Origin of the sequence: Sphingomonas sp. MS122, assembly GCF_049532975.1 — a bacterium.
Taxonomy (GTDB): domain Bacteria; phylum Pseudomonadota; class Alphaproteobacteria; order Sphingomonadales; family Sphingomonadaceae; genus Sphingomonas.
The window spans coordinates 3,067,710-3,089,426 of record NZ_CP186695.1 but is presented as its reverse complement, the minus strand read 5'-3'; the positions used below and the strand labels follow the sequence as shown (position 1 = coordinate 3,089,426).

At 69.1% G+C, this 21,717-nt stretch carries 23 protein-coding genes; 15 read left to right on the top strand and 8 right to left on the bottom strand.

Going from position 1 to position 21,717, the window contains the following annotated elements; genetic code table 11:
* Positions 1-22: 22 nt before the first annotated feature.
* A complete protein-coding gene (locus ACO227_RS14985) occupies positions 23-1,789 on the bottom strand; it encodes a DUF4153 domain-containing protein (protein ID WP_423602757.1) in 1,767 nt (588 codons plus the stop codon).
* Between the two features lie 118 nt (positions 1,790-1,907).
* Between ACO227_RS14985 and ACO227_RS14980 the strand changes: the two genes are divergently transcribed.
* From ACO227_RS14980 to ACO227_RS14960, 5 genes are all read left to right on the top strand, one after another.
* Positions 1,908-3,053, top strand: a complete 1,146-nt coding sequence (locus tag ACO227_RS14980) for a DUF3089 domain-containing protein (protein ID WP_423602756.1) — start codon at positions 1,908-1,910, stop codon at positions 3,051-3,053.
* Positions 3,050-3,511: a Holliday junction resolvase RuvX gene (gene ruvX, locus ACO227_RS14975; protein ID WP_423602755.1), complete on the top strand. Its 462-nt coding sequence runs from the start codon at positions 3,050-3,052 to the stop codon at positions 3,509-3,511. The genes ACO227_RS14980 and ruvX overlap by 4 nt, the downstream gene beginning before the upstream one ends.
* Before the next feature lie 79 nt (positions 3,512-3,590).
* Positions 3,591-5,177 (top strand): S10 family peptidase, encoded by a 1,587-nt coding sequence (locus ACO227_RS14970; protein ID WP_423602753.1) that lies wholly within the window; start codon positions 3,591-3,593, stop codon positions 5,175-5,177.
* A 44-nt stretch (positions 5,178-5,221) separates the two neighbouring features.
* Complete coding sequence (locus tag ACO227_RS14965) at positions 5,222-6,214, top strand: aspartate carbamoyltransferase catalytic subunit (RefSeq protein ID WP_423602752.1); 993 nt, start codon at positions 5,222-5,224, stop codon at positions 6,212-6,214.
* A complete protein-coding gene (locus ACO227_RS14960; RefSeq protein WP_423602751.1) occupies positions 6,211-7,419 on the top strand; it encodes a dihydroorotase in 1,209 nt (402 codons plus the stop codon). Before ACO227_RS14965 ends, ACO227_RS14960 begins: the two co-directional genes overlap by 4 nt.
* A 59-nt stretch (positions 7,420-7,478) precedes the next feature.
* Here ACO227_RS14960 and ACO227_RS14955 read toward each other — a convergent pair whose 3' ends face one another.
* The 3 genes from ACO227_RS14955 to ACO227_RS14945 are packed head-to-tail and all read right to left on the bottom strand — an operon-like array spanning position 7,479 to position 10,132.
* The gene (locus tag ACO227_RS14955; RefSeq protein WP_423602749.1) at positions 7,479-8,849 is read right to left on the bottom strand and encodes an SPOR domain-containing protein; all 1,371 of its coding nucleotides are present in this window, start codon (positions 8,847-8,849) and stop codon (positions 7,479-7,481) included.
* A gap of 18 nt (positions 8,850-8,867) precedes the next feature.
* Positions 8,868-9,419: a hypothetical protein gene (locus ACO227_RS14950; RefSeq protein WP_423602748.1), complete on the bottom strand. Its 552-nt coding sequence runs from the start codon at positions 9,417-9,419 to the stop codon at positions 8,868-8,870.
* Complete coding sequence (locus ACO227_RS14945) at positions 9,419-10,132, bottom strand: AAA family ATPase (RefSeq protein WP_423602747.1); 714 nt, start codon at positions 10,130-10,132, stop codon at positions 9,419-9,421. Before ACO227_RS14945 ends, ACO227_RS14950 begins: the two co-directional genes overlap by 1 nt.
* A 189-nt stretch (positions 10,133-10,321) precedes the next feature.
* Between ACO227_RS14945 and ACO227_RS14940 the strand changes: the two genes are divergently transcribed.
* Positions 10,322-11,329: an SPOR domain-containing protein gene (locus ACO227_RS14940; RefSeq protein WP_423602745.1), complete on the top strand. Its 1,008-nt coding sequence runs from the start codon at positions 10,322-10,324 to the stop codon at positions 11,327-11,329.
* 4 nt (positions 11,330-11,333) lie between these two features.
* Here the strand turns inward: ACO227_RS14940 and serB are convergent, their stop codons facing one another.
* On the bottom strand, positions 11,334-12,212 hold the full coding sequence (gene serB / locus ACO227_RS14935) for a phosphoserine phosphatase SerB (protein ID WP_423602743.1): 879 nt from the start codon (positions 12,210-12,212) through the stop codon (positions 11,334-11,336).
* 22 nt (positions 12,213-12,234) lie between these two features.
* On the opposite strand from serB, the gene miaA reads away from it, so the two are divergent.
* From miaA to ACO227_RS14905, 6 genes are all read left to right on the top strand, one after another.
* Entirely contained in the window at positions 12,235-13,134 is a 900-nt protein-coding gene (gene miaA / locus ACO227_RS14930; RefSeq protein ID WP_423602741.1) for a tRNA (adenosine(37)-N6)-dimethylallyltransferase MiaA, read from the top strand.
* Between the two features lie 89 nt (positions 13,135-13,223).
* The gene (locus tag ACO227_RS14925) at positions 13,224-14,969 is read left to right on the top strand and encodes an acetolactate synthase 3 large subunit (protein WP_423602740.1); all 1,746 of its coding nucleotides are present in this window, start codon (positions 13,224-13,226) and stop codon (positions 14,967-14,969) included.
* 4 nt (positions 14,970-14,973) lie between these two features.
* Complete coding sequence (ilvN, locus tag ACO227_RS14920; protein ID WP_423602738.1) at positions 14,974-15,489, top strand: acetolactate synthase small subunit; 516 nt, start codon at positions 14,974-14,976, stop codon at positions 15,487-15,489.
* 100 nt (positions 15,490-15,589) lie between these two features.
* Positions 15,590-16,609, top strand: a complete 1,020-nt coding sequence (gene ilvC, locus ACO227_RS14915) for a ketol-acid reductoisomerase (protein ID WP_423602736.1) — start codon at positions 15,590-15,592, stop codon at positions 16,607-16,609.
* 69 nt (positions 16,610-16,678) lie between these two features.
* On the top strand, positions 16,679-18,139 hold the full coding sequence (locus tag ACO227_RS14910; protein WP_423602734.1) for an ABC transporter substrate-binding protein: 1,461 nt from the start codon (positions 16,679-16,681) through the stop codon (positions 18,137-18,139).
* A gap of 28 nt (positions 18,140-18,167) precedes the next feature.
* Complete coding sequence (locus ACO227_RS14905; RefSeq protein WP_423602732.1) at positions 18,168-18,569, top strand: DUF4112 domain-containing protein; 402 nt, start codon at positions 18,168-18,170, stop codon at positions 18,567-18,569.
* On the opposite strand, the gene ACO227_RS14900 is transcribed toward ACO227_RS14905, so the two are convergent.
* The 3 genes from ACO227_RS14900 to nadC are packed head-to-tail and all read right to left on the bottom strand — an operon-like array spanning position 18,566 to position 20,609.
* On the bottom strand, positions 18,566-19,282 hold the full coding sequence (locus ACO227_RS14900; protein WP_423602731.1) for a ribonuclease T2 family protein: 717 nt from the start codon (positions 19,280-19,282) through the stop codon (positions 18,566-18,568). The genes ACO227_RS14905 and ACO227_RS14900 overlap by 4 nt on opposite strands.
* Complete coding sequence (locus tag ACO227_RS14895) at positions 19,279-19,731, bottom strand: hypothetical protein (RefSeq protein ID WP_423602729.1); 453 nt, start codon at positions 19,729-19,731, stop codon at positions 19,279-19,281. Before ACO227_RS14895 ends, ACO227_RS14900 begins: the two co-directional genes overlap by 4 nt.
* A gap of 32 nt (positions 19,732-19,763) precedes the next feature.
* Complete coding sequence (nadC, locus tag ACO227_RS14890) at positions 19,764-20,609, bottom strand: carboxylating nicotinate-nucleotide diphosphorylase (RefSeq protein WP_423602728.1); 846 nt, start codon at positions 20,607-20,609, stop codon at positions 19,764-19,766.
* A gap of 146 nt (positions 20,610-20,755) precedes the next feature.
* On the opposite strand from nadC, the gene ACO227_RS14885 reads away from it, so the two are divergent.
* The 3 genes from ACO227_RS14885 to grxD are packed head-to-tail and all read left to right on the top strand — an operon-like array spanning position 20,756 to position 21,669.
* A complete protein-coding gene (locus tag ACO227_RS14885; protein ID WP_423602726.1) occupies positions 20,756-21,079 on the top strand; it encodes a DUF1476 domain-containing protein in 324 nt (107 codons plus the stop codon).
* Between the two features lie 2 nt (positions 21,080-21,081).
* Positions 21,082-21,324 (top strand): BolA/IbaG family iron-sulfur metabolism protein, encoded by a 243-nt coding sequence (locus ACO227_RS14880; protein WP_423602725.1) that lies wholly within the window; start codon positions 21,082-21,084, stop codon positions 21,322-21,324.
* A 15-nt stretch (positions 21,325-21,339) separates the two neighbouring features.
* Entirely contained in the window at positions 21,340-21,669 is a 330-nt protein-coding gene (grxD, locus tag ACO227_RS14875) for a Grx4 family monothiol glutaredoxin (protein ID WP_423602723.1), read from the top strand.
* The last annotated feature ends 48 nt before the right edge of the window (positions 21,670-21,717 follow it).

Below are 21,717 nucleotides of genomic sequence, written 5' to 3'. Positions count from 1 at the left end.
GCCCCCGGTGCATCAAGCGCGGTTATTCGAACGGGTCGCCGACGGGCACTCCGCCGACGAAGAGCTGGCGGCGCTCGACCGGGCGGACTTCGAGCTTGCCCTCGCGAAAGCCGTCCTCGATCACCTGGCGTTCGGCGGGCGTGCGTACGAGCACGTCGTTGGGCGCGAACGCATGCCAGCTTTCCCCGTCGAGCCGGAGATGCACGGGATCGGTGCAGCGCCCGTGAAGCGCGACGAAGTCCTTGGACGTGGGCTCCGGTTCGGGAAGATCGCGATAGCAATTGTCATTGAACACCATCGCGCGCCGGGCACCCGCTTCGTAGAAAAGGGTACAGGGCTGATCGCCGACTCCGCACGCATCGTGACCGAGCAACGCCTCGCGCAGCGCCGGCGAGAGGGCGACCGCATGCGGGAGGATGCGCAGCCGCTTGTCGAGCGCAGCCAGCCGGGGCGCGGGATCGGGCGCCGTCTGCTCGATCTGCCGGCGCGACTTCTTCTTGGCGATGTCCGCGGCGATTCGGCGGAAGGTCGCATTGTTCGAGGCGGCGAGGCGGTTAAGCGCCGCCCTGCCCGGCTCGCCGAAGTCGAAGGCGAGCGCGGCCCAGTCGAACTTGTCGGGCGCGACCTTGCCCGATTCGAGCCGCGCGACCTGATCGCGGGTCGAGATCGCGTTGAAGCTCACGATCGGGGTGGCAAGCAGCAACGCGATGCCGCAGACCAGGATCGCGATGTTGAGATTGGCGGGGCGAACCCGCTCCGCCCAGGCGCCGCGGCCGCGGATCACGCTGACGAGATACGCGACCGCGACGACGGTGGCGAGGATGACGAAAGTGAGCGCCCAGAGCCGCTCTGGCGTGTACCCGTATTGCCCGATCCGCAGCCCGGTCGCGAGCTGGGCGATCACCGCGAGCGGGAAGATCACCAGCGCCAGCACCATCGCCGCCCAGCGCAGCACGCGGTTGCGCGGCGCATCGTCCGCGCCGTTGCCGATCACCGCGTTGACCAGCAGCAGCGCGCCGGCCATGCAGCCGAGCAGGATCGGCGTGGTCGACTTGGTCGCCTCCCACAGCGGCTGGAGCCCGGTGAAGGGCAGCGCGAGCAGGAACAGGCCGAGGCCGATCGCCAGCACCGGAGCGAGCACGCCGAGCACCAGCATCGCGACGTTCTGGAGCAGCGCGACGATGCGGCTATGCTCGCGCAGCAGCGCGAGCCCAAGGCCGAAGGCGAGCCCGACCAGCGCGCGCCAGAACCATTCCTTCTCGAGCAGGTCCTTCAGGAAATCGATGCCGATGAGCTGGAACAGCGCGGCGAGCAGGAACGACAGCAGCATCGTCACCGCGACGAACGCCCAGCTGAGGCACCATAGCACCGCGTTGGTCCAGACATGATCGTAGGCGGCTGGATAGGAAATCGGCCGAAAGCCCGATTCGCGCCCCGCCTGGAACAAGGGCGCGGCGATGCCGATCGCCAGCGCCAGGCTGAACACGCGCCAGCCCTCGGTCTCGCTCCAGCCCGAGGTGGCGCCGTTGAAATAGAGGATCAGCGCCGCAACCACGCCGCAGCCCAGCGCGAAGGCGATCGAACGACGCAGGTCGGTGCGCTCGGCGACGAAGCCGAAGATCAGCGCCGAAACGCTGACAAAGCTCAGCAGCGCGAGACGGAGCGCGCTGATCTGGTAGTCGCTGCCGATGATCCAGTGCGCGACCAGCCCCGTGACGAGGCCGAGCCCGGCGAGGAGCAGCGGCAGGAGCGGCCAGCGTTCGTCCTGATCTTCAGCGCGAGTCGTCATGCTGCCCTCCCTGCCCTGTCTTAACACGGTTGCATCCTTCGCAACCATCGCCCAACGGAACGCGATTGCTGGTCAGCGAGTTATGCTGCATTGCACAACAAAGCGTGGGGAGAGCCTGTTGGCGCGCAAATTCCTCTATCTGGTGGCGGTCCTTATCGTGCTCGCGATTGCAGCAACATTTGCCTATCGAATCTGGGGTGCCGAGCTGCTGCGGCAGGCGATGGTGCCGGGCGGGCGGTTCGAATCGCAGGCGGTGCTGCCGGCGGACAGCTATGCGCGCGCCGGGATGTGGCTGGCGCGGCCTGACCTGCCGGGCAATCCCGCACTGTGGACTCCCGAGGGCTTTGCCGCGACGGACAAGCCGGCGGCCGCGGTGTTCTTCATCCACCCGACCTCCTACCTCAACCGCGCGCACTGGAACGCGCCGCTCGACGACAGGGAAGCCAATGACCGCGCGGCGCTGTTCCTGCGCGGACAGGCGAGCGCGTTCAACGGCGCGGGCGCGGTGTGGGCGCCGCGCTACCGCCAGGCGACGTTCGGCGCGTTCCTGACCAGCCAGGCAGACGCGCAGAAGGCGCTCGACCTCGCCTATCGCGACATTTCCGTGGCGTTCGACCAGTTCCTCGAGGAAGCCGGCGACCGGCCGATCCTCCTCGCCGGCCACAGCCAGGGGGCGCTGCACCTGACGCGGCTGCTGAACGAGCGGGTGGCGGGCAAGCCGATCGCGAAGCGCGTGGTCGCGGCCTATGTCGTGGGCTGGCCGGTGTCCAAGACCGCGGATTTGCCGCGGCTCGGCCTGGACGAATGCGAGCGCGCCGACCAGAGCGGCTGCATCCTCTCGTGGCAGAGCTTCGGCGAGCCGGCCGATCCGTCGCTGATCCTCGACACGTTCGACGCCACCGCGGGCTTTACCGGAGCGCCGCGCGCGGGCACGCCGATGATCTGCACCAACCCGATCACCGGGACGCCGGGCGCGAGCGCGGAAGCCGGCGCCAATCTCGGCAGCCTCGTCCCCTCCCCCGATTTCTCGACCGCCACGCTCCAGAAGGGCGCGGTCGCGGCGCGCTGCGAGGGGCGCGGCATCCTGATGATCGGCAGCCCGCCCGAGGGGATCGGCGGGCAATATGTGCTGCCCGGCAACAACTACCACGTGTTCGACTATTCGTTGTTCTGGGCGAATGTCCGCGCCGACGCCGAGCGGCGGCTGGCGGCCTACCGCAAGCAGCGGCTGTCGCGCCTGTTCGGACTCGGCGGCGCGGGATGATCACCACCGACCGCGCCGCGTTTCGCGAGGCCCTGCGCGGCGGCGGGCGGCTGCTCGGGCTCGATGTCGGGACCAAGACGATCGGCACCGCGCTGTGCGACGCGGGCTGGTCGTTCGCCAGCCCGGCGCTGCTGGTCAAGCGCACCAAGTTCACCGCGGACAAGGCGGCGCTCGCCGCGCTGGCCGCCGAGCAGCAGGTGAAGGGGCTGGTGATCGGCCTGCCGCTCAACCTCGACGGCAGCGACAGCCCGCGCACGCAATCCACCCGCGCCTTCGCCCGCAACGTCGAGGACCTGGGCCTTCCGGTGCTGCTGTGGGACGAGCGCTGGTCGACCGCGGCGGTCGAGCGGCAGATGATCGCCGAGGACCTCTCGCGCGCCAAGCGGGCCGAGCGAGTCGACAAGCTCGCCGCGAGCTACATCCTGCAAGGGGCGATCGACGCGCTGGCGACCGGCTGACGCCGTCATCCATGTGACAATGTTGCACAAGCGCGCCGGAACGGGCAGCGTCGCGCCGCATCCAGACTCGGGGGTTTCCATGCGCCAGTTGCTTCTCGCCACCGCCTTCCTCGCGCTGCCCGCGCTCGCCCAGGACAAGCCGGCGCCGCCGCCCAAGGACGCCAGGGAGACGATGAAGACCGAGGCCGAGGCGGCGCAAGCGCGCCCGCCGGTCGAGGAGCGGAGCGCGGTGAGCAAGGGCAGCGTGACGGTGGGCGGGCAGCGCATCGCCTATACCGCCACCGCCGGCACGCTGACCGTGCGCGACGACGAGGCCAGGCCGACCGCGAGCTATTTCTACACCGCCTATACCCGCGAGGGGGCCGGAGCGAACCGGCCGGTGACCTTCTTCTACAATGGCGGCCCGGGATCGCCGACGATCTGGCTGCATATGGGCAGTTTCGCGCCGGTGCGCGTGACCACCGCCAACCCCGAATATATCCGGCCAGCTCCGTACGGCTTCGGGCCCAACCCCTATTCGCTGATCGACCGGAGCGACCTCGTCTTCATCGACGCGATCGGGGCGGGCTGGTCGCGGCCGCTGGGCGACAAGACCGGCAAGGACTTCTGGGGCGTCGACCAGGATGCCGACGGCTTCGCGCGGGCGATCACGCGCTACATCGCCAAGAACAACCGCTGGCGCAGCCCCAAGATCCTGTTCGGCGAGAGTTATGGCACGCTGCGCAACCCGGTGGTCGCGGCGAAGCTCGAACAGGCCGGGATCAGCCTCAACGGCATGGTGCAGTTCTCGACGATCATGAACTATGGCGTGCGCCAGTCGGGCTATGACCAGAATTACCTGACCTTGTTCCCGACCATGGCGGCGACGGCGTGGTACCATAACCGCCTGCCCAATCGCCCGGCCGACCTGCGCGCGTTCATCGACGAGGTGCGCGGCTTCACCACCGGCGCCTATGCCGCGGCGCTGGCCAAGGGATCGAACATCCCGGCGGCGGAGAAGCAGGCGGTCGCCAGGCAGATGGCGGGCTATATCGGCCTCAGCGAGGCGTTCATCCTGCGCGCCGACCTGCGCATCGACCTGCCGCACTTCCAGACCGAGCTGCTGCGCGAGCGGCGGCTGGCGGTCGGGCGGCTCGATTCGCGCTACACGCTCAACATGACCGACGCCAACGCCGACAGCCCTGGCGACGACCCCTCGTCGACCGCGGTGTCGGGCGCGTTCGTCGCGACCTTCCAGGACTATGCGGCGCGCGTGCTCGGCTACCAGACCGAGATGCCCTATCGCATGACCGCGCGAGGCCCCGGCTGGAACTGGGACTGGAGCCACCGGCCGCCCAACGCCGCCATCCCGCAGACCACGCCCAATTCGGGGCTCGACCTCGCCTGGACGATGCGCACCAACCCCTATCTCAAGGTGATGTTCGTCAACGGCTATTACGACTTCGCCACCGCCTTCTTCGGGGCGGAGTTCGACGCCTCGCACATGCTGCTCGACGAGGCGCTGCAGCGGAACATCGACTTCACATACTATGAGGCGGGGCACATGGTGTACCTCAACCCCGACGAGCTGGCGAAGATGCACGCCGACCTTGGCCGCTGGTACGACAAGGTGCTCGACGCCCCCACCCGCCCCGCGCCGCGGCCGGGGACTCAGCCGGGGCAATGAGCGCGCTTGCGCACCCCGCCCCACCACGCTAACCGCGGGCTTTAATGCAGCCGCCGATCGATCATCGCCCCGGTGCCCAGATCCAGGGGCGCGCCGTGTTCCCGCACGCGCACCTGACGGGTATTTCGGGACTTCAGCCGCACGAGATCCTGTTCCTGCTCGACGAGGCGGAACAGTGGATCGAAGCCAACCGCAGCCGCGCCAAGAGCGACCACCGGCTCGACGGGCTCACCCAGATCAACGCCTTCTTCGAGAATTCGACGCGCACGCTCCTCTCGTTCGAGATCGCGGGCAAGCGGCTCGGCGCCGACGTGGTCAACATGCACGCCGCGCAGTCGAGCGTGAAGAAGGGCGAGACGCTGATCGACACCGCGGTGACGCTCAACGCGATGCGCGCCGACGTGATCGTGATCCGGCACATGAGCTCGGGCGCGGTGCAGCTGATCGCGGACAAGGTCGACTGTCCGGTGCTCAACGCCGGCGACGGCAGCCACGAGCACCCGACCCAGGCGCTGCTCGACGCGCTGACGATCCGCCGGCGGCGCGGGAGCATCGCGCACCAGCGCGTGGTGATCTGCGGCGACATCCTGCACAGCCGGGTCGCGCGCTCGAACATCCTCGCGCTCACCGCGCTGGCGGCCGAGGTGCGCGTGGTCGCGCCCTCGACGCTGATGCCCGCGGCGATCGAGAAGATGGGCGTCACGCCCTTCACCGATTTCGACGCGGCGCTCGACGGCGCCGACGTGGTGATGATGCTGCGACTGCAGAACGAGCGCATGTCGGGGGCGTACATCCCCTCGACGCGCGAATATCACCTCAATTACGGGCTCACCGAGGAGCGGCTGAAGCGCGCCAAGCCCGATGCGCTGGTGATGCACCCGGGGCCGATGAACCGCGGGGTCGAGATCACCTCGAGCGTCGCCGACCTGCCCGGCCGCTCGGCGATCACCGAGCAGGTCGAGATGGGCGTGGCGGTGCGCATGGCCTGCCTCGACGTGCTGACGCGCCGCGCGCGCGGCGTGGAGGGCTGGGCATGAACCTGATCTTCCGGAACGCTCGGCTGATCTGCCCCGAGGGCGGCGAATATGCCGGCGAGCTCTACGTCGCCAATCACGAGATCGTCGCCAAGGCGCCCGCGGGTGCGCAGGTGATCGATTGCGGCGGCAAGCTGCTTGCCCCTGCCCTCACGGATCTCGGCGTGTTCGCGATGGACAAAGCGGCGTGCCGCGCGGGCGGGATCGCGCGCATCGGGCTGATGCCCGACCAGTCGCCGGTGCTCGACGGCCCCGGCATCGTCCAGCGCGCCGCCGACATGGGCAAGCCCGAATTGTGGGTCCACCCGATCGCCGCGGCGACTCGCGGGCTCGAGGGCAAGGACCTTGCCGAGTTCGCGATCAACGCCGAGGCGGGCGCCCGGGCGATCGCCACCGGACGCGGCTGGATCGCCAATTCGGGGGTGATGCGGCGCGTGCTCGCCTATGCGCGCGATTGCGGGCTGACGGTGATCGCGCATGCCGAGGATGGCGGGCTCTCCGGACAGGCGGTTGCCACGGAGGGCGAGACGGCGACGCGGCTCGGCCTGCCCGCCGCGCCCGCGATCGGCGAGGCGCTGGCGATCGCGCGCGACCTGATGCTGGTCGAGGAGACCGGCGCGGCGATCCATTTCCGGCAGGTGACGACCGCGGCCGGCTTCGAGCTGATCCGCAAGGCCAAGGCGCGCGGGCTGCGCGTGACCTGCGGCATCACCCCGGCGCATCTGCTGCTGTCGGACATCAACGTCACCGACTTCCGCACCTTCGCGCGGCTTTCCCCGCCGCTGCGCGACGAAGCCGATCGGCAAGCGGCGCTGGCGGCGCTGGAGGATGGGACGATCGACCTGCTCAGCTCGGGCCACGACCCGCGCGGACCGGAGGAGAAACGCCTGCCCTTTGCCGACGCTTTGCCGGGGATGGCGGGCGCGGAGACGCTGCTGACATTGGGTCTGGGGCTGGTGCGCGACGGGCGCATCGCGCTCGACCGGCTGTTCGCACTGGTTGCGAGCAATCCTGCAAAACTGCTTGGGATCGAAGCCGGAACGCTGGCGCCCGGCATGCCGGCGGATCTCGTCCTCGTCGACCCCGACGCGCCATGGCAAATCGATTCCGACCGCATGGCGGGCAAGGCCGGCAACACCCCGTTCGACGGGCTGCCGGTGCAGGGCAAGGCGGTGCGGCTGTTCAAGGGCGGCGCCGAGATCGACTGAAACGGAAAAAGGCCGGGCGATCCACCCGGCCTTCCCCCTTTTTCCTCGGCGTTGCGCGTCTAGCGCGACGCGACCTGCATGCGCGACGGCTTGGCCCAGCTCGCGGCCTTGTCGCCGGCACCGGTGCGGACGAAGCAGTTGCCGCCGCCCGCGCGCACCTTGCGGCACAGCGTGTCGGCACCCGCGCGGTCGAACCCGCCCACTGCGAGTCGGTGGAAGGTGCCGGCACCGGTCGAGATGCTGGCGCTGGTCGGGGTCAGGCCCTTGAGCAGCGGGATGCGCTTGCTGGCGCGGCCCCAGGCGTCCTGGGCGACGCCGGCGCTGTCATAGGCGCCGAGCTGGACGAACCAGCTGCCCTTGCCCGGCTTGAACTCCACGGCCTCGGCCTTGACCGGGACCTGAAGCGGCTTGCGCGCGCCGGCCTCGACCTTGGCGAGGGCCGGGGCGAGCGCCGGCTTCGCCGCCGCGGCGGGGATCGCCTGGACGACTTCGGCGCGCGGCGCGAAGACGATCTGGTTGCCGCTCGGCGCGGTGATCGCGGGCGCGGCGGCCTCGCCGGTCATCGCGACGTCCACCGAAGTGGCGGGCGCTGCCGCCGCCGCGGCCGAGCCGGTGTCGGGCATATAGGTCTCGACCGGGTCCGCGACCTGCTGCACGGCGACCGCGGTCGACATCGAGTTGGCGAGCGCGAGCTGCTGCGGCTGACCGCTGTCGGCGATCGGGGTCACGCCGAGCAGTGCGGCGACCTGGTCATAGGCGTTTTGCGGGCGCGAGAAGCTCGCCCATTGCATGATGCGGCCGTCGAGCTGGTCGGGCGGCAGGTCGATCCCCGCCACGGCGCGCGCCTGCTGCCAGTTGCCTGCGAGCGCCAAAGCAAGCGCGAGGTTCTGGCGGGTCTTGGCGTCGGCGCCCGGCTGGCGCGCGGCGTCGGTGAGCAGCGCGATCGCGGTGCCGGGATCGCCGGCCAGGGCGATGGCGAGGCCGCGGTCGCTCGCGGGAATGTGCGCGGCGTGGGTCTCGAGCGTCTGGCGCGCGGTGGTCCACTCGCCCGTCGCGATCTGCGCCAGCGCGAGGTTGAGCGCGGTGCGGCCATTGGCCGGATCGAGCGACAGCGCCTCGTTGAGCGCCTGCGCCGCCGAGATGAAGCGGCCGGCGAACAGATAGGTCTCGCCGAGCAGCTGGCGATATTCGCCATTCTTGGGATCGAAGGTCACCGCAGCTTCGGCGTGAGTCACCGCCTTCTGCGCGTCGCCGCCCTTGAGCGCCTTGCGCGCGGCATTGGCTTCCTTCGCGGCGGCGCGGCTGTCCTGCGTGACGAGCTTGCCGTTGGCGACGACGGTGAAGGCGCCGACCAGCGACGGACCGCCGATGACGGGCGCGCCGAGCACCAGCGCCGAGACGGTGATGGTGAGAATGCGACGTGCGTTCATGGCTCCGGTTCCCCCTGGTCAGCGAGCCTTGCCCGCCGGGAGCTGGTTCGCCAGCGCGCCGACTTCGGGCAGAGTTTCGAGAAACGCGTCCAGCGCCTCGGTCACCAGCAGCTGGGCCGAGCGGCCCGACAGCGCCGAGGCGAGACGCAGCTTGAGATGACGGTCGGTGTCGAGCCGGAGCGTGAAAGCGGCCTTGCCCTTCTTCGCCGCGACCTCGCGCCCGATGCGGGCGGCGGTGGCGGTCGAGACCGGGCGCGGCGCGGGCTCCTCGGCATAGGCCTGCGCGGGCGCGGCTTCGATCACCGGCTCGGGCTGGGGCTGCACGACGGGTTGCGGCGGCGTGAATTCCTCGGCGAGCGCCTGGCGCTGGGCCAGCACCGGCGGGACCGGCGCGGCGGCGGGCGCATGGGCCATCGCCTCATGCCCCATGTCGTTCCAGCCGAGATCGTCGAGCGACGTGCCCGGATCGAGGCCGACGAACCCCTGCGGGCGCATCGCGGGGCGCGCCTGGCCCTTGCGGGCGAGCAGGCCCGAGGAGAGCGAGGCGGCGGGCTTGGCGGTACCGAACATCAGCTCACCACCCGGCGGCCGAAGCCGCCCTGCGGACGGCCGGCGAACGCGACATGGGTCGCGGCCGGCGCGGTGAACACGGTGCGGCGGAAATTCTTCTCGAGCCGGTCGTTGATGTACGACCAGAGCGCGATCACTTCGCCCGCCGAGCGGCCGTTGGGATCGATTTCCATGACGGTGCGCCCGTCGATCATCGACGATGCGAAATCGGTGCGCTGGTGCAGCGTCACCGGTGCGACGGTGCCGTGCTGCGACAGCGCGACCGCGGCCTCGCTGGTGATCTTGGCCTTGGGCGTCGCCGCGTTGACGACGAACAGCAGCGGCTTGCCGGCGCGATCGCACAGGTCGACCGTGGCGCCGACCGCGCGCAGGTCGTGCGGCGAGGGACGCGTCGGGATGACGATCAGCTCGGCGACCTGGATCACGCTCTGGATCGCCATGGTGATGGCGGGGGGCGTGTCGATCACGGCGAGGCGGAAGCCCTGCTGGCGAAGGACCTCGAGGTCCGCCGCGAGCCGTGCGACCGTGGTCTGGGCGAAGGCGGGGAAATCCGTCTCGCGCTCGTTCCACCAGTCCGAAAGCGACCCCTGCGGATCGATGTCGATGAGGACGACGGGACCATGACCCGCGCGCTGCGCCTGCACCGCCAGGTGCCCGCTCAGCGTGGTCTTGCCCGAACCACCCTTTTGTGATGCCATCGCGAGTACGCGCATCTACCCCTCTGAAAATCCCGGTTGCCCGACGCTGGGATGCCAGTGGGAAGCTAAGAAGCGGTTAATGTGGCGGCGACGACGTGCGCCGCGGCTCGTCGCGTGCTTAACCCTCGCGCAAGCATTTCTTGGCCAGACGATGGTTAACTGGCATTATCCAGACAGTGCCGAGGCGACCGGGGGACTGGCGGTATGCGTAAGATTTCATGGGCGATGCTGCTCGCGGCGACGGCGCTTCCGGCCGTGCCCGCGCTGGCGGACGTCAAGGCCGGGGTCGATGCCTGGCAGCGCGGTGACTATAAGAAGGCGATCGCCGAATGGCGCGGCCCGGCGGTGGCGGGCGATGCCGATGCGCAGTTCAACATGGGCCAAGCCTACAAGCTCGGCCGCGGCGTGCCCGCCGACTTGGCGCAAGCCGAGGAATGGTATCGAAAGGCCGCACTTCAGGGCCATCCCCAAGCCGAGGAGAATTACGGCCTCACCCTGTTCGAGAACAACAAGCGCATGCAGGCGGCCGAATGGCTGCAGCGCGCTGCGTCGCGGGGGGAGCCGCGCTCGCAGTACGTGCTCGGCACGATGTACTTCAACGGCGATGGCGTGGAGAAGGACTGGGTCCGTGCCTATGCGCTGACCGCTCGCGCCTCGGCGCAGGGGCTGGCGCAGGCATCGAGCGCGCAGGCGCAGATGGATCGCTATATCGCGCTGCAGGACCGGCAAAAGGGGCTCGAGCTGGCGCGCCAATATGAGCGCGACGCGAGCCGGCCGCAGATGGCGTCGGTCGCGCCACCGCCCGCGACGCGTCCGGCCGGCCGGATCACGCCGACCGAGACCCCGCCCTCGACCGCCTATCCGCGCCCAATCCCGGGCGGCGCGGGCAGCGAGACCGCCGAGGCGAAGCCGGCGCCCCCGATCGTCCGCCCGGCGCCGCGCCAAACTCCGCGTCCCGTCCAGCCCAAGCCGGCGGCGGCGCAGCCCGCACCCGTGCGCGACGGCGGCTGGCGGCTTCAGCTCGGCGCGTTCGGCGATCCGGGCAATGCCCGAAAACTCTGGTCACAGGTCGGCGGCCGCTTTCCGGGGCGGCAGGTCTATTATGTGAAGTCGAGCAAGCTCACCCGCGTGCTGGTCGGCCCGTTCGCATCCAGCGGCGAGGCCAGCGGCGCGTGCCGCGGCGTCAGTCCGTGCGTGCCGGTGCGGAACTGAGTTTCTAGTCGATCCACTCGCCGCGCGGGATGCCCTGAGCGTAGAGCAAGGCCGTCAGGTCGTTGTGATCGATCCGCGCGCCTGCCGCTGCGGCGACGATCGGCTTGGCATGATAGGCGACGCCGAGGCCCGCCTGCTTGATCATCGCGAGATCGTTGGCGCCGTCGCCGACCGCCATCGTTGCACTCGCGTCGAGGCTGAGCTCGGCCATGGCGCCGAGCAGCACCGTCTCCTTGGTCGCGGAATCGACGATCGGCTTGGTCACCATGCCGGTCAGCGCCGCGGCCTCGATCAGCAGTTCGTTGGCGATCACGCGGTCGAAGCCGATCTGCTCGCCCACCGGCTGGGCGAAGCGGGTGAAGCCGCCCGAGACGAGGATCGTGGTGGCGCCCTGCGCCTTCATCGTCCGCACCAGCGCGCGCGCGCCGGGCATGAGCTGGACGCGCTCGGCGAGGCAGCGGTCGATCGCATCGGCGCCGAGCCCCTTGAGCAGCGCGACGCGAGCGTCGAGCGCCGCGGCGAAATCGAGCTCGCCGCGCATCGCGCGCTCGGTGACCTCGGCGATCTGCGGCTTGATCCCGGCATAGTCGGCGAGCTCGTCGATGCACTCAACGGTGATCATGGTGGAGTCCATGTCGGCGACGAGCAGGCGCTTGCGGCGGTCCGCGGCTGGCTGGACGACGATATCGACGCGGCCGAAGGCCCCTTCCAGCGCGGCGCGCGCCTGATCCGCGCGCTCGGCAAAGGCGATGTCGACCGCCCTGCCCCCCTCGAGCTCGGTCACTTCGCCGGGCGCGCACCCCGCATCGCGCAGCTTGTCCTGCGCGGAGGAAATATCGCCCGCCGAAAGCCGATCCGCTGCTATCAGCGTAACGATGAACATGCCGCACTCCTATAAGCCAAGGGTGGCGCTCATCGCAGGGCCGACCGCCAGCGGCAAGTCCGCATTGGCGATCGAACTGGCGGAGCGCGTGGGCGGCACGGTGATCAACGCGGATTCGGCGCAGGTCTATGCCGAGCTGCGCGTGCTGAGCGCGCGACCCTCGGTCGAAGACGAGGCGCGGGTGCAGCATCGCTTGTTTGGCCATGTCGCGGGGACCGAGGATTATTCCGCCGCGCGCTGGGCGGAGGAAGCGAAGGCCGAGATCAAGACGGCGCAAGAGCGCGGTAGCCTGCCGGTGCTGGCCGGGGGAACGGGGATGTATATCCGCACCCTGCTCGACGGGATAGCGCCGGTGCCTGAGATCGACCCCGCGATCCGTGCCGAGGTGCGTGCCCTCCCGGTCTCGGAAACCCATCGACTGCTCGGCGAGGCGGACCCGGAGGCGGCCGCGCGGCTCAATGCCGGTGACACGACGCGCGTCGCCCGGGCGCTGGAGGTGGTGCGCTCGACCGGGCGCACCCTCGCCGCCTGGCAGGCCGAGCGCGTCGGCGGGATTGGCGAGGCGATCGACCTTGCCCCGCTGATCCTGCTCCCGGAGCGCGCCTGGCTCGCCGAGCGTTGCGATCGTCGTCTAAGCGCGATGTTCGGCGAAGGCGCGGTCGAGGAGGTTCACGGGCTGCTCGAGCGCGCCGACATCCCTGCCAACGCGCCGGTGCGCCGCGCCATCGGGGTCGCGGAAATCGCCGCGTTTCTCGAGGGTTCGCTCACCCGCGACGAGGCGCTCGAACGCGCGCAGGCGGCGACGCGGCAATATGCCAAACGCCAATATACTTGGCTGCGGCATCAGCCGCCCGCAGATTGGCCGCGAACTGACTCGACAGATATTTCCAAACAGATCGGATATTTCGCACGATTCTTATAATCTTTACGCTTGACACGCAGTTTTCATACGCATAGCAGCGCCCTTCCCCTGCTGCTATTGCAGCGCGACAAATTCATGGGAGACGAACAGTGACCGAGAAGAGCGGAGCAGACATCCTGATCGAGGCGTTGAGCGACCTCGGTGTGGAGGTCGTGTTCGGCTATCCCGGCGGCGCAGTCCTTCCCATTTACGACGCGATCTTCCAGCAGAAGAAGATCCGCCACATCCTCGTCCGCCACGAGCAGGCGGCGACGCACGCGGCGGAGGGCTATGCCCGCGCCACCGGCAAGCCGGGCGTGGTGCTGGTCACCTCGGGCCCAGGCGCGACCAACGCGGTCACCGGCATCACCGACGCGCTGATGGACTCGATCCCGATGGTCGTGATCACCGGCCAGGTCCCGACGCACCTGATCGGCTCGGACGCGTTCCAGGAGGCCGACACCGTCGGCATCACACGCCACTGCACCAAGCATAACTACCTGGTGAAGGACCCGGCGGATCTCGGGGCGGTCGTCCATGAGGCGTTCCACATCGCCACCTCGGGCCGCCCCGGCCCGGTGGTGATCGACATCCCCAAGGACGTCCAGATTGCGACCGCGCGTTATGCCAAGCCCGGCCCGATCCAGCACAAGACCTATCGTCCCCAGATCAAGGCCGACAAGGCGCTGATCGAGAGCGCAGTCGAGATGCTGGCGGCGGCCGAGCGGCCGGTCTTCTACACCGGCGGCGGCGTGATCAACTCGGGTCCGGGCGCGGCGCAGCTGCTGCGCGAGCTGGCGAAGATCACGGGGGCGCCGGTCACCTCGACGCTGATGGGCCTGGGCGCCTTCCCCGCCTCGTCCGACCAGTGGCTCGGCATGCTCGGCATGCACGGCACCTATGAAGCCAATTACGCGATGAACCAGGCCGACCTGATCGTCGCGCTGGGCGCGCGCTTCGACGATCGCGTGACGGGGCGGCTCGACGCCTTCGCCCCGCATGCGCGGAAGATCCATGTCGATATCGACCGTTCGTCGATGAACAAGACGGTGCGCGTCGACCTGCCGATCGTCGCCGATCTCGGCCATGCGCTCGAGGACATGATCCGCATCTGGAAGGCGCGGCAGCATCCCAAGCCCGACCTGTCCGAATGGTGGCGGCGGATCGAGGGCTGGCGCGCGGTGCGCTGCCTCGACTTCCCCGAGGACAGCAACGAGATCATGCCGCAGCGCGCGATCCGCGCGCTGTGGGAAGCGACGCGCGACCAGGCGCCCATCATCACCACCGAAGTTGGCCAGCACCAGATGTGGGCGGCGCAGCACTTCCACTTCGAAAGCCCGAACAAGTGGCTGACGAGCGGCGGGCTCGGTACGATGGGTTATGGTCTGCCCGCGGCGATCGGCGCGCAGCTCGGCAACCCGGGCGCCCTGGTGATCGACATCGCCGGCGAAGCCTCGATCCAGATGAACATCCAGGAGCTGGCCACGGCCACGCAGTACCGGCTGCCGGTCAAGATCTTCATCCTCAACAATGAATATATGGGGATGGTCCGCCAGTGGCAGGAGCTGACCTATTCCAGCCGCTATTCCGAGAGTTACAGCGACGCCCTGCCGGACTTCGTGAAACTGGGCGAAGCCTATGGCTGGAAGGGTATCCGCATCGAGGGGCTGGACCAGCTCGACGACGGCATCGCCGCGATGTTGGCGCATGTCGGGCCGGTGATCGTCGATTGCCGCGTGGCGAAGCTCGCCAACTGCTTCCCGATGATCCCGTCGGGCGCCGCCCATACCGAAATGCTGCTCCAGGCCGCCGAAGTCTCCGGCGAAATGGACGACGAAGCCAAGGCGCTGGTCTGAACCCATGCACATCAAGGAAGAGAAAGCCGAGCGGCATACGCTTGCCGTGATCGTCGACAACGAGCCGGGCATCCTCGCCCGGATCGCCGGCCTGTTCACCGCGCGCGGCTATAATATCGAGAGCCTGACCGTGTCCGAGATCACCTCGGACAAGGCGGTGAGCCGGATCACCATCGTCACCTCGGCGAGCGCGCACGTGCTCGAGCAGATCGTGGCGCAGCTCGACCGGCTGGTGCCGGTGCACAAGGTGCACGACCTCACCGCCGAGGGCGACCATGTCGAGCGCGAGCTGGCGCTGGTGAAGGTCGCCGGCACCGGCGACCACCGGATCGAGGCGCTGCGGCTGGCCGATGTCTATCGCGCCCGCGTGGTCGACGCGACCACCGCGAGCTTCGTGTTCGAGGTGACGGGCAGCACCGAGAAGATCGACAAGTTCATCGAGCTGATGGGCGAAGTCGGGCTGATCGAGGTCGCGCGGACCGGCATCGTCGCGATCTCGCGCGGCAAAGAGGCGGCCTGACCGCTCTACAGATTAACTGTCGCCCCATGCGGGCACCAATGAACTAAGGCGCGGTGGAATGACGCCGTCTGCGCGGGAATGACGAAAGGGAATTTTCGAAATGCGTGTCTATTACGATCGTGATGCCGACCTGAACCTGATCACCGGCAAGAAGATCGCCATCGTCGGCTATGGTTCGCAGGGCCACGCGCATGCGCAGAACCTGCGCGACAGCGGCGTCAAGGACGTCGCGGTCGCGCTGCGCGCTGGCTCGGCGACCGCGAAGAAGGCCGAGGGCGCCGGGTTCAAGGTGATGTCGACTACCGAAGCCGCGCAATGGGCCGACATCCTGATGATCCTCGCCCCAGACGAGCATCAGGCCGCGATCTGGGACAACGACATCAAGGGCCATATGAAGCCCGGCGCGGCGATCGCCTTCGCGCACGGCCTCAACGTCCATTTCGGCCTGATCGAGCCGCCCGCGGACATCGACGTGATCATGATCGCGCCCAAGGGCCCAGGCCACACCGTGCGCAGCGAATATGTCCGCGGCGGCGGCGTCCCCTGCCTGATCGCGATCCACCAGGACGCGACCGGCAACGCGCATGATGTGGCGCTCGCCTATGCCTCGGGCGTCGGCGGCGGCCGTTCGGGCATCATCGAGACCAACTTCAAGGAAGAGTGCGAGACCGACCTGTTCGGCGAGCAGGCGGTGCTGTGCGGCGGCATCACCCACCTGATCCAGGCCGGGTTCGAGACGCTGGTCGAGGCGGGCTATGCGCCGGAGATGGCCTATTTCGAGTGCCTCCACGAGACCAAGCTGATCGTCGATCTGCTCTATGAGGGCGGCATCGCCAACATGCGCTACTCGATCTCGAACACCGCCGAGTACGGCGACATCAAGACCGGCCCGCGCATCATCACCGACGAGACCAAGGCCGAGATGAAGCGCGTGCTCGCCGACATCCAGTCGGGCCGCTTCGTCAAGGACTTCGTGCTCGACAACCGCGCCGGCCAGCCCGAGCTCAAGGCCAGCCGCAAGGCGGCGGCGGCGCACCCGATCGAGAAGACCGGCGCCGAGCTGCGCGCGATGATGCCGTGGATCAAGGCGAACCAGCTGGTGGACAAGGAAAAGAACTAAGTCCGGAAAAGATCGGGAAGGATGGCGGGGCGGGGTTGGATTCCCCGCCCCGTCTTCATACACCGGGGCATGTTCCGCCCCACCCTGCCCTTCGCGCTCGTATTGGCGATACTGGCGGGCGGATGCGACCGGCGGCCCGACGATGTCGCGGTGGTGGTGAGTGCGATCGGCGGCGAGGCGAGGCTTGCCGATCCGGCGCGAGGCGAGCTGGACTTCGCGGCGCGCGTAATGCTCGATTCGACCGCCCAGGGTCTGGTGCGGTTCGACGGCAGCGGCGGCATCGAGCCGGGCCTCGCCGAGCGCTGGATCGTGATCGACGGCGGGCGCAGCTACATCTTCCGCCTGCGCGAGGCCGAATGGCCCGACGGCACGCCGGTCGACGCCGCCGATGTCGTGCGCAGCCTCAAGCGGGCGATCGATCCGAAGAGCCGAATCGCGATCGCGCCATTCGTCGCGGTGATCGACGAGATCGTCGAGATGACGCCACGGATCGTCGAGGTGCGCTTGAAGCGTCCCCGGCCCGACCTGCTCAAATTGTTCGCCCAGCCTGAACTCGCGATCCTGCGCCGCCCGACGCTCGCAGGAACCGGGCCGTTCCGCGCCGAGCGCGGCCAGGCACCGCTGCTGCTGCGCCCCGGCTTCGACCCGTCGCGCGAAGGCGGCGAAACGCAGGAGCCCGATCCGGCCGACGATGTCCGCCTGCGCGGCGAGCGCGCGGCGAGCGCGATCGTACGCTTCGTGGAACGCCAGTCGGACCTGGTGCTCGGCGGCACCTATCGCGACTGGCCGCTGCTCGCGCGGACCGAGATCGCGCCGAGCAACATCAAGGTCGACCCCGCGGCGGGGCTGTTCGGGTTCGCGATCGTCTCGCGCGAGGGCTTCCTCGCGACCACCGACAACCGCGCGGCAATCGCGATGGCGTTCGACCGCGCGGCGCTGACCGCGGCGTTCCGCCCCGAATGGCAGCCGGTCGAGACGCTGCTTCCCGCCCGGCTCGATTCCGCCGCCGATCCGGCGATGCCCGAATGGGCGGTGCTGCCGCCGGAGAACCGGCGGCTCACTGCGCGCAACCGCGTCGCCGCCTGGCATGCGGCCAATCCCGACGCGTCGCTAACGATCCGCGTCGCGCTCCCGCGCAGCCCGGGCGCGACGTTGCTGTGGAGCCGGGTCGCGCGCGATCTGCTCGATATGGGGCTCCGGCCCGTCTGGGTGCAGGAGAGCGAGGACGCCGACCTGCGCCTGATCGACGCGGTCGCGCCCTATGACAGCGGACGCTGGTACCTGGTCACCGCCTGCCGCCTGTGCCCGGCGCCGCTGATGGAAGCAGTCGAGGCGGCGCGCGACGCGCCCACCCTCACCGATCGCGCCCAGCGCATCGCCGACGCCGACATGGCGCTCACCGCGGACACCGCCTATATTCCGATCGCACAGCCGCTGCGCTGGTCGCTGGTCGCGCTCCGCCTGCGCGCATGGCAGCCCAACGCCCGCGCCTGGCACCCGCTCACGCATCTGCGCGAAGCGGGTCAGTGAGAGGACAGGAATGGCCAAGGCGACCCCGATGAACGAAGGACCGGCTGCCGGCCTGTCGCTGCGCCGCGACGCCGCCGCGGTGCGCAAGCGGGTCGAGGCGATGGAGAAGCTGCTCGAACGAACGCTTACCATCCCGGGCACGCGCCAGACCGTCGGGCTCGATGCGCTGATCGGCCTGATCCCGGTGGGCGGCGACGTGATCGCGGCGGCAATGGGCGCTTACATGATCTGGGAGGCGCGCAATCTCGGCATGCCCAAGCGCGCGATGCTGCGGATGGCGGGCAATGTCGGGTTCGACTGGGCGATCGGCCTGATCCCCGGTGTCGGCGACGCGGCGGACTTCTTCTTCCGCTCGAACACGCGCAACCTGAAGATCATCAAGCGGCATCTCGACCGCCATCACCCCGGCACGGCAACACTCGAGGGCTAGCGGTCCCGCCAGATCCTGAGCGGCGCGTGTGCCGCCAGGCCGCGCTGATGCGCCGGGCAGGCGCGCGGGCGGAGACGCGTGTCGAGGCACAGCCAGAGCTCGTCGAGCCAGCGGTCGCGTCCGGCGCGCACGCGGAGCATCGCCGGCGTCATCCCCGGATTAACGCGGGCGAAGGCGGCGGCGAACTGACCGGCCGTCAGCCCCTGGCGGCGCGACAGCGCATCCATGTCCGGGTAGCGGATCGCCGCGTAAACGCCGCGCGCCCGCGCGAAATAGGCCGAGGGCGGGAGGCCGGAGCAGGTGCCGTGCTTGGCATATTGGTGCCGCTGCAGCGCCGCCGAGGGCATGACGCAGAGGTTGCGGCGGATCTCGGCGTCTGGGATGCGCGGGGATGGCGCGCAATATTGCGGCCAGGTCGAGTCGCGTCCGTCGGGCCACAGCCCATGAAGCACGAACCCGAAGCGGTTGACCGGCTCGCACTGGAATTGGCCGCGATGGACGGGTTGACGGCAGAAGCCCGGGTTCCAGGTCAGTGCCAGCGTATAGCCGCCGACCGGCACCACGCGGCGCGGTCCCCCGCGCCCCGTATCGCTGCCGGCTTGCGGAAGCCGATCGGAAACCACGCAACGATCGGCTTGCGCCAGCGCGGTCCCCGCGGTCAGCAGCAGGGGCAAGAGAGCGAGCGGCGCCGCACGCCGCACCCGCACCGTCATTCGGACGGCGCCGCCTCCGATTCGGGTGCGGTCCCCGCGAACCAGGCGCGCGCATCCGGGCGGAACAGCATCCACACCGCATAGGCGGTGACGACGAAGGCGACGAGGCTCAGCACGACGCTCAGCACGCCGACCACGGGATAGCTCATCAGCGTGAACGGCAGGCCGACCACCGACAGGCCGAACAGCGCGACCACCACCCATTTGGCCACCTCGCTCGCGCGGCGGGCGGTGAAATACCAGAGCAGCAGCCACAGGATCAGCATGAACACCGTCGTTCCGATCATCATGGTCTGCGCCAGCTCGCCCATCTGCGGATTGCCGGCGAACGCGGGATTGTTCTCGAGACTGCCCAGCCGCGCCTTCCAGCCGAGCGCCAGATTCACCAGCCACAGCACGACTGAGGCCAGATAGGCCTGCTCGAAACGGACGATCGAAACCGGTCGCATGGATCTTCTCTCCCCTTTGCAGCAGCTAAGGCTCAAGCGGGCGCGAAGTCCAGCCCGATATCGACCGCGGGCGCCGACTGCGTGAGGCGGCCGACGCTGACATAGGTCACGCCGGTCTCGGCGATGGCACGGATCGTGTCGAGCCGGACGCCGCCCGACGCTTCGGTCGGCACGCGCCCGCCGACCAGCGTCACCGCGCCGCGCAGGGTCGGCGGGTCCATATTGTCGAGCAGCAGGTGAGTCGCTCCGGCAGCCAAGGCGGGCTCGATCTGGTCGGTGCGGTCGACCTCGACGATGATCCGCTCGATCCCGGCCATGACCGCGCGGCGCACCGCCTCGCCCACCGACCCGGCGACGGCGACGTGATTGTCCTTGATCATCGCCGCGTCCCACAGCCCCATGCGGTGGTTCTGCGCGCCGCCCATGCGCGTGGCGTATTTCTCGAGCCGGCGCAGGCCGGGGATGGTCTTGCGGGTGTCGAGCAGGGTCGCGCCGGTGCCGGCGATCTTGTCGACATAGGCCCGCGCCATCGTCGCGATGCCCGAGAGGTGCTGAACGGTGTTGAGCGCCGCGCGCTCGGCGGTGAGCAGCGCGCGGGCATTGCCGCGCAGGCGCATGAGGTCGCTGCCCGCGGGGGCGCGCGCGCCTTCCTTCGCGAGCAGCTCGATCTCGACCGCCGGGTCGAGCGCGCGGAAGAAGGCGGCGGCGATCGGCAGCCCCGCGACCACGATCGCATCGCGGCTGTCCATCACGCCGGTGAACACCGCGTCGGCGGGAATCACCGCGGCGGAGGTGACGTCCCCCGCCCCCACATCCTCGGCGAGCGTGGCGGCGACGAAGCCCGGAAGATCGAATCCGTCGAGCTGGAAGGCAGTCATGCGCGAAGTCCCCGAAGCTGGTTCGGCGGCTATAGCCGATGCCGCCGCCGCGCAAAGCCCTGCGCCCACCGATTATGGGCCGACCCGTTGCCATGCCCCCTTCCCCCACCTATCTCCCACCCGAAACAATCAAGGGGTGTTTAAGGATGACGACCTTCGACGATCGCGAACGCGCATTCGAAGCCAAGTTTGCGATGGACGAGGAGATGGCGTTCCGCGTCATCGCGCGCCGCAACCGCCTGCTCGGCCAGTGGGCGGCGGCGAAGATGAACCTCACCCCCGAGGAGACCGACGCCTATGCAAAGGCGGTGGTGCAGGCCGATTTCGAGGAATCGGGCGACGAAGACGTGATCCGCAAGCTGCTCGGCGACCTCACCGCGGCAGGCGTCGAGATCGACGATGCGGCGGTCCGCCAGGCGGTCGAGGACCAGACGGTCGAGGCGCGCCGCCAGCTGATCGAGGCGAAGTAACCATGCCGATGGCGGCAGGCGAGATCGAGGCGCTGATCCGGCAGGGCATTCCCGATGCCCGGGTCGAGATCACCGACCTGGCCGGCGACGGCGATCACTATGCCGCCCGCGTGGTGAGCGAGACGTTTCGCGGGGTTCCCCGCATCAAGCAGCATCAGGCTGTCTATGCCGCGCTCGGCGGGCGCATGGGAGGCGTGCTCCACGCGCTCCAGCTCACCACCGCCGTGCCCGCCAGCAACGAATGATCCGGAGCGAGTGACATGACCGACGAAACCCAGGCCCACCTCCAGCAGCTCGTCGACAGCAACGACGTGCTGCTGTTCATGAAGGGAACCCCCTTGTTCCCGCAGTGCGGCTTCTCCAACCGCGCGGTCTCGATCCTCAATCATCTCGGCGTGGAATTCGCGAGCGTCGACGTGCTCCAGGACCAGGCGGTGCGCCAGGGAATCAAGGAGTTCTCGGACTGGCCGACCATTCCTCAACTCTATGTAAAGGGCGAGTTCATCGGCGGTTCGGACATTATGATGGAGATGTACGAGTCGGGCGAGCTGGCGCAACTTCTCGACGAGAAAGGCGTTTCAGCCGCGTAACAACCGCGCATGCAGGCGTGGTTTTGTAGAGGTAGCGTACCATGTTCG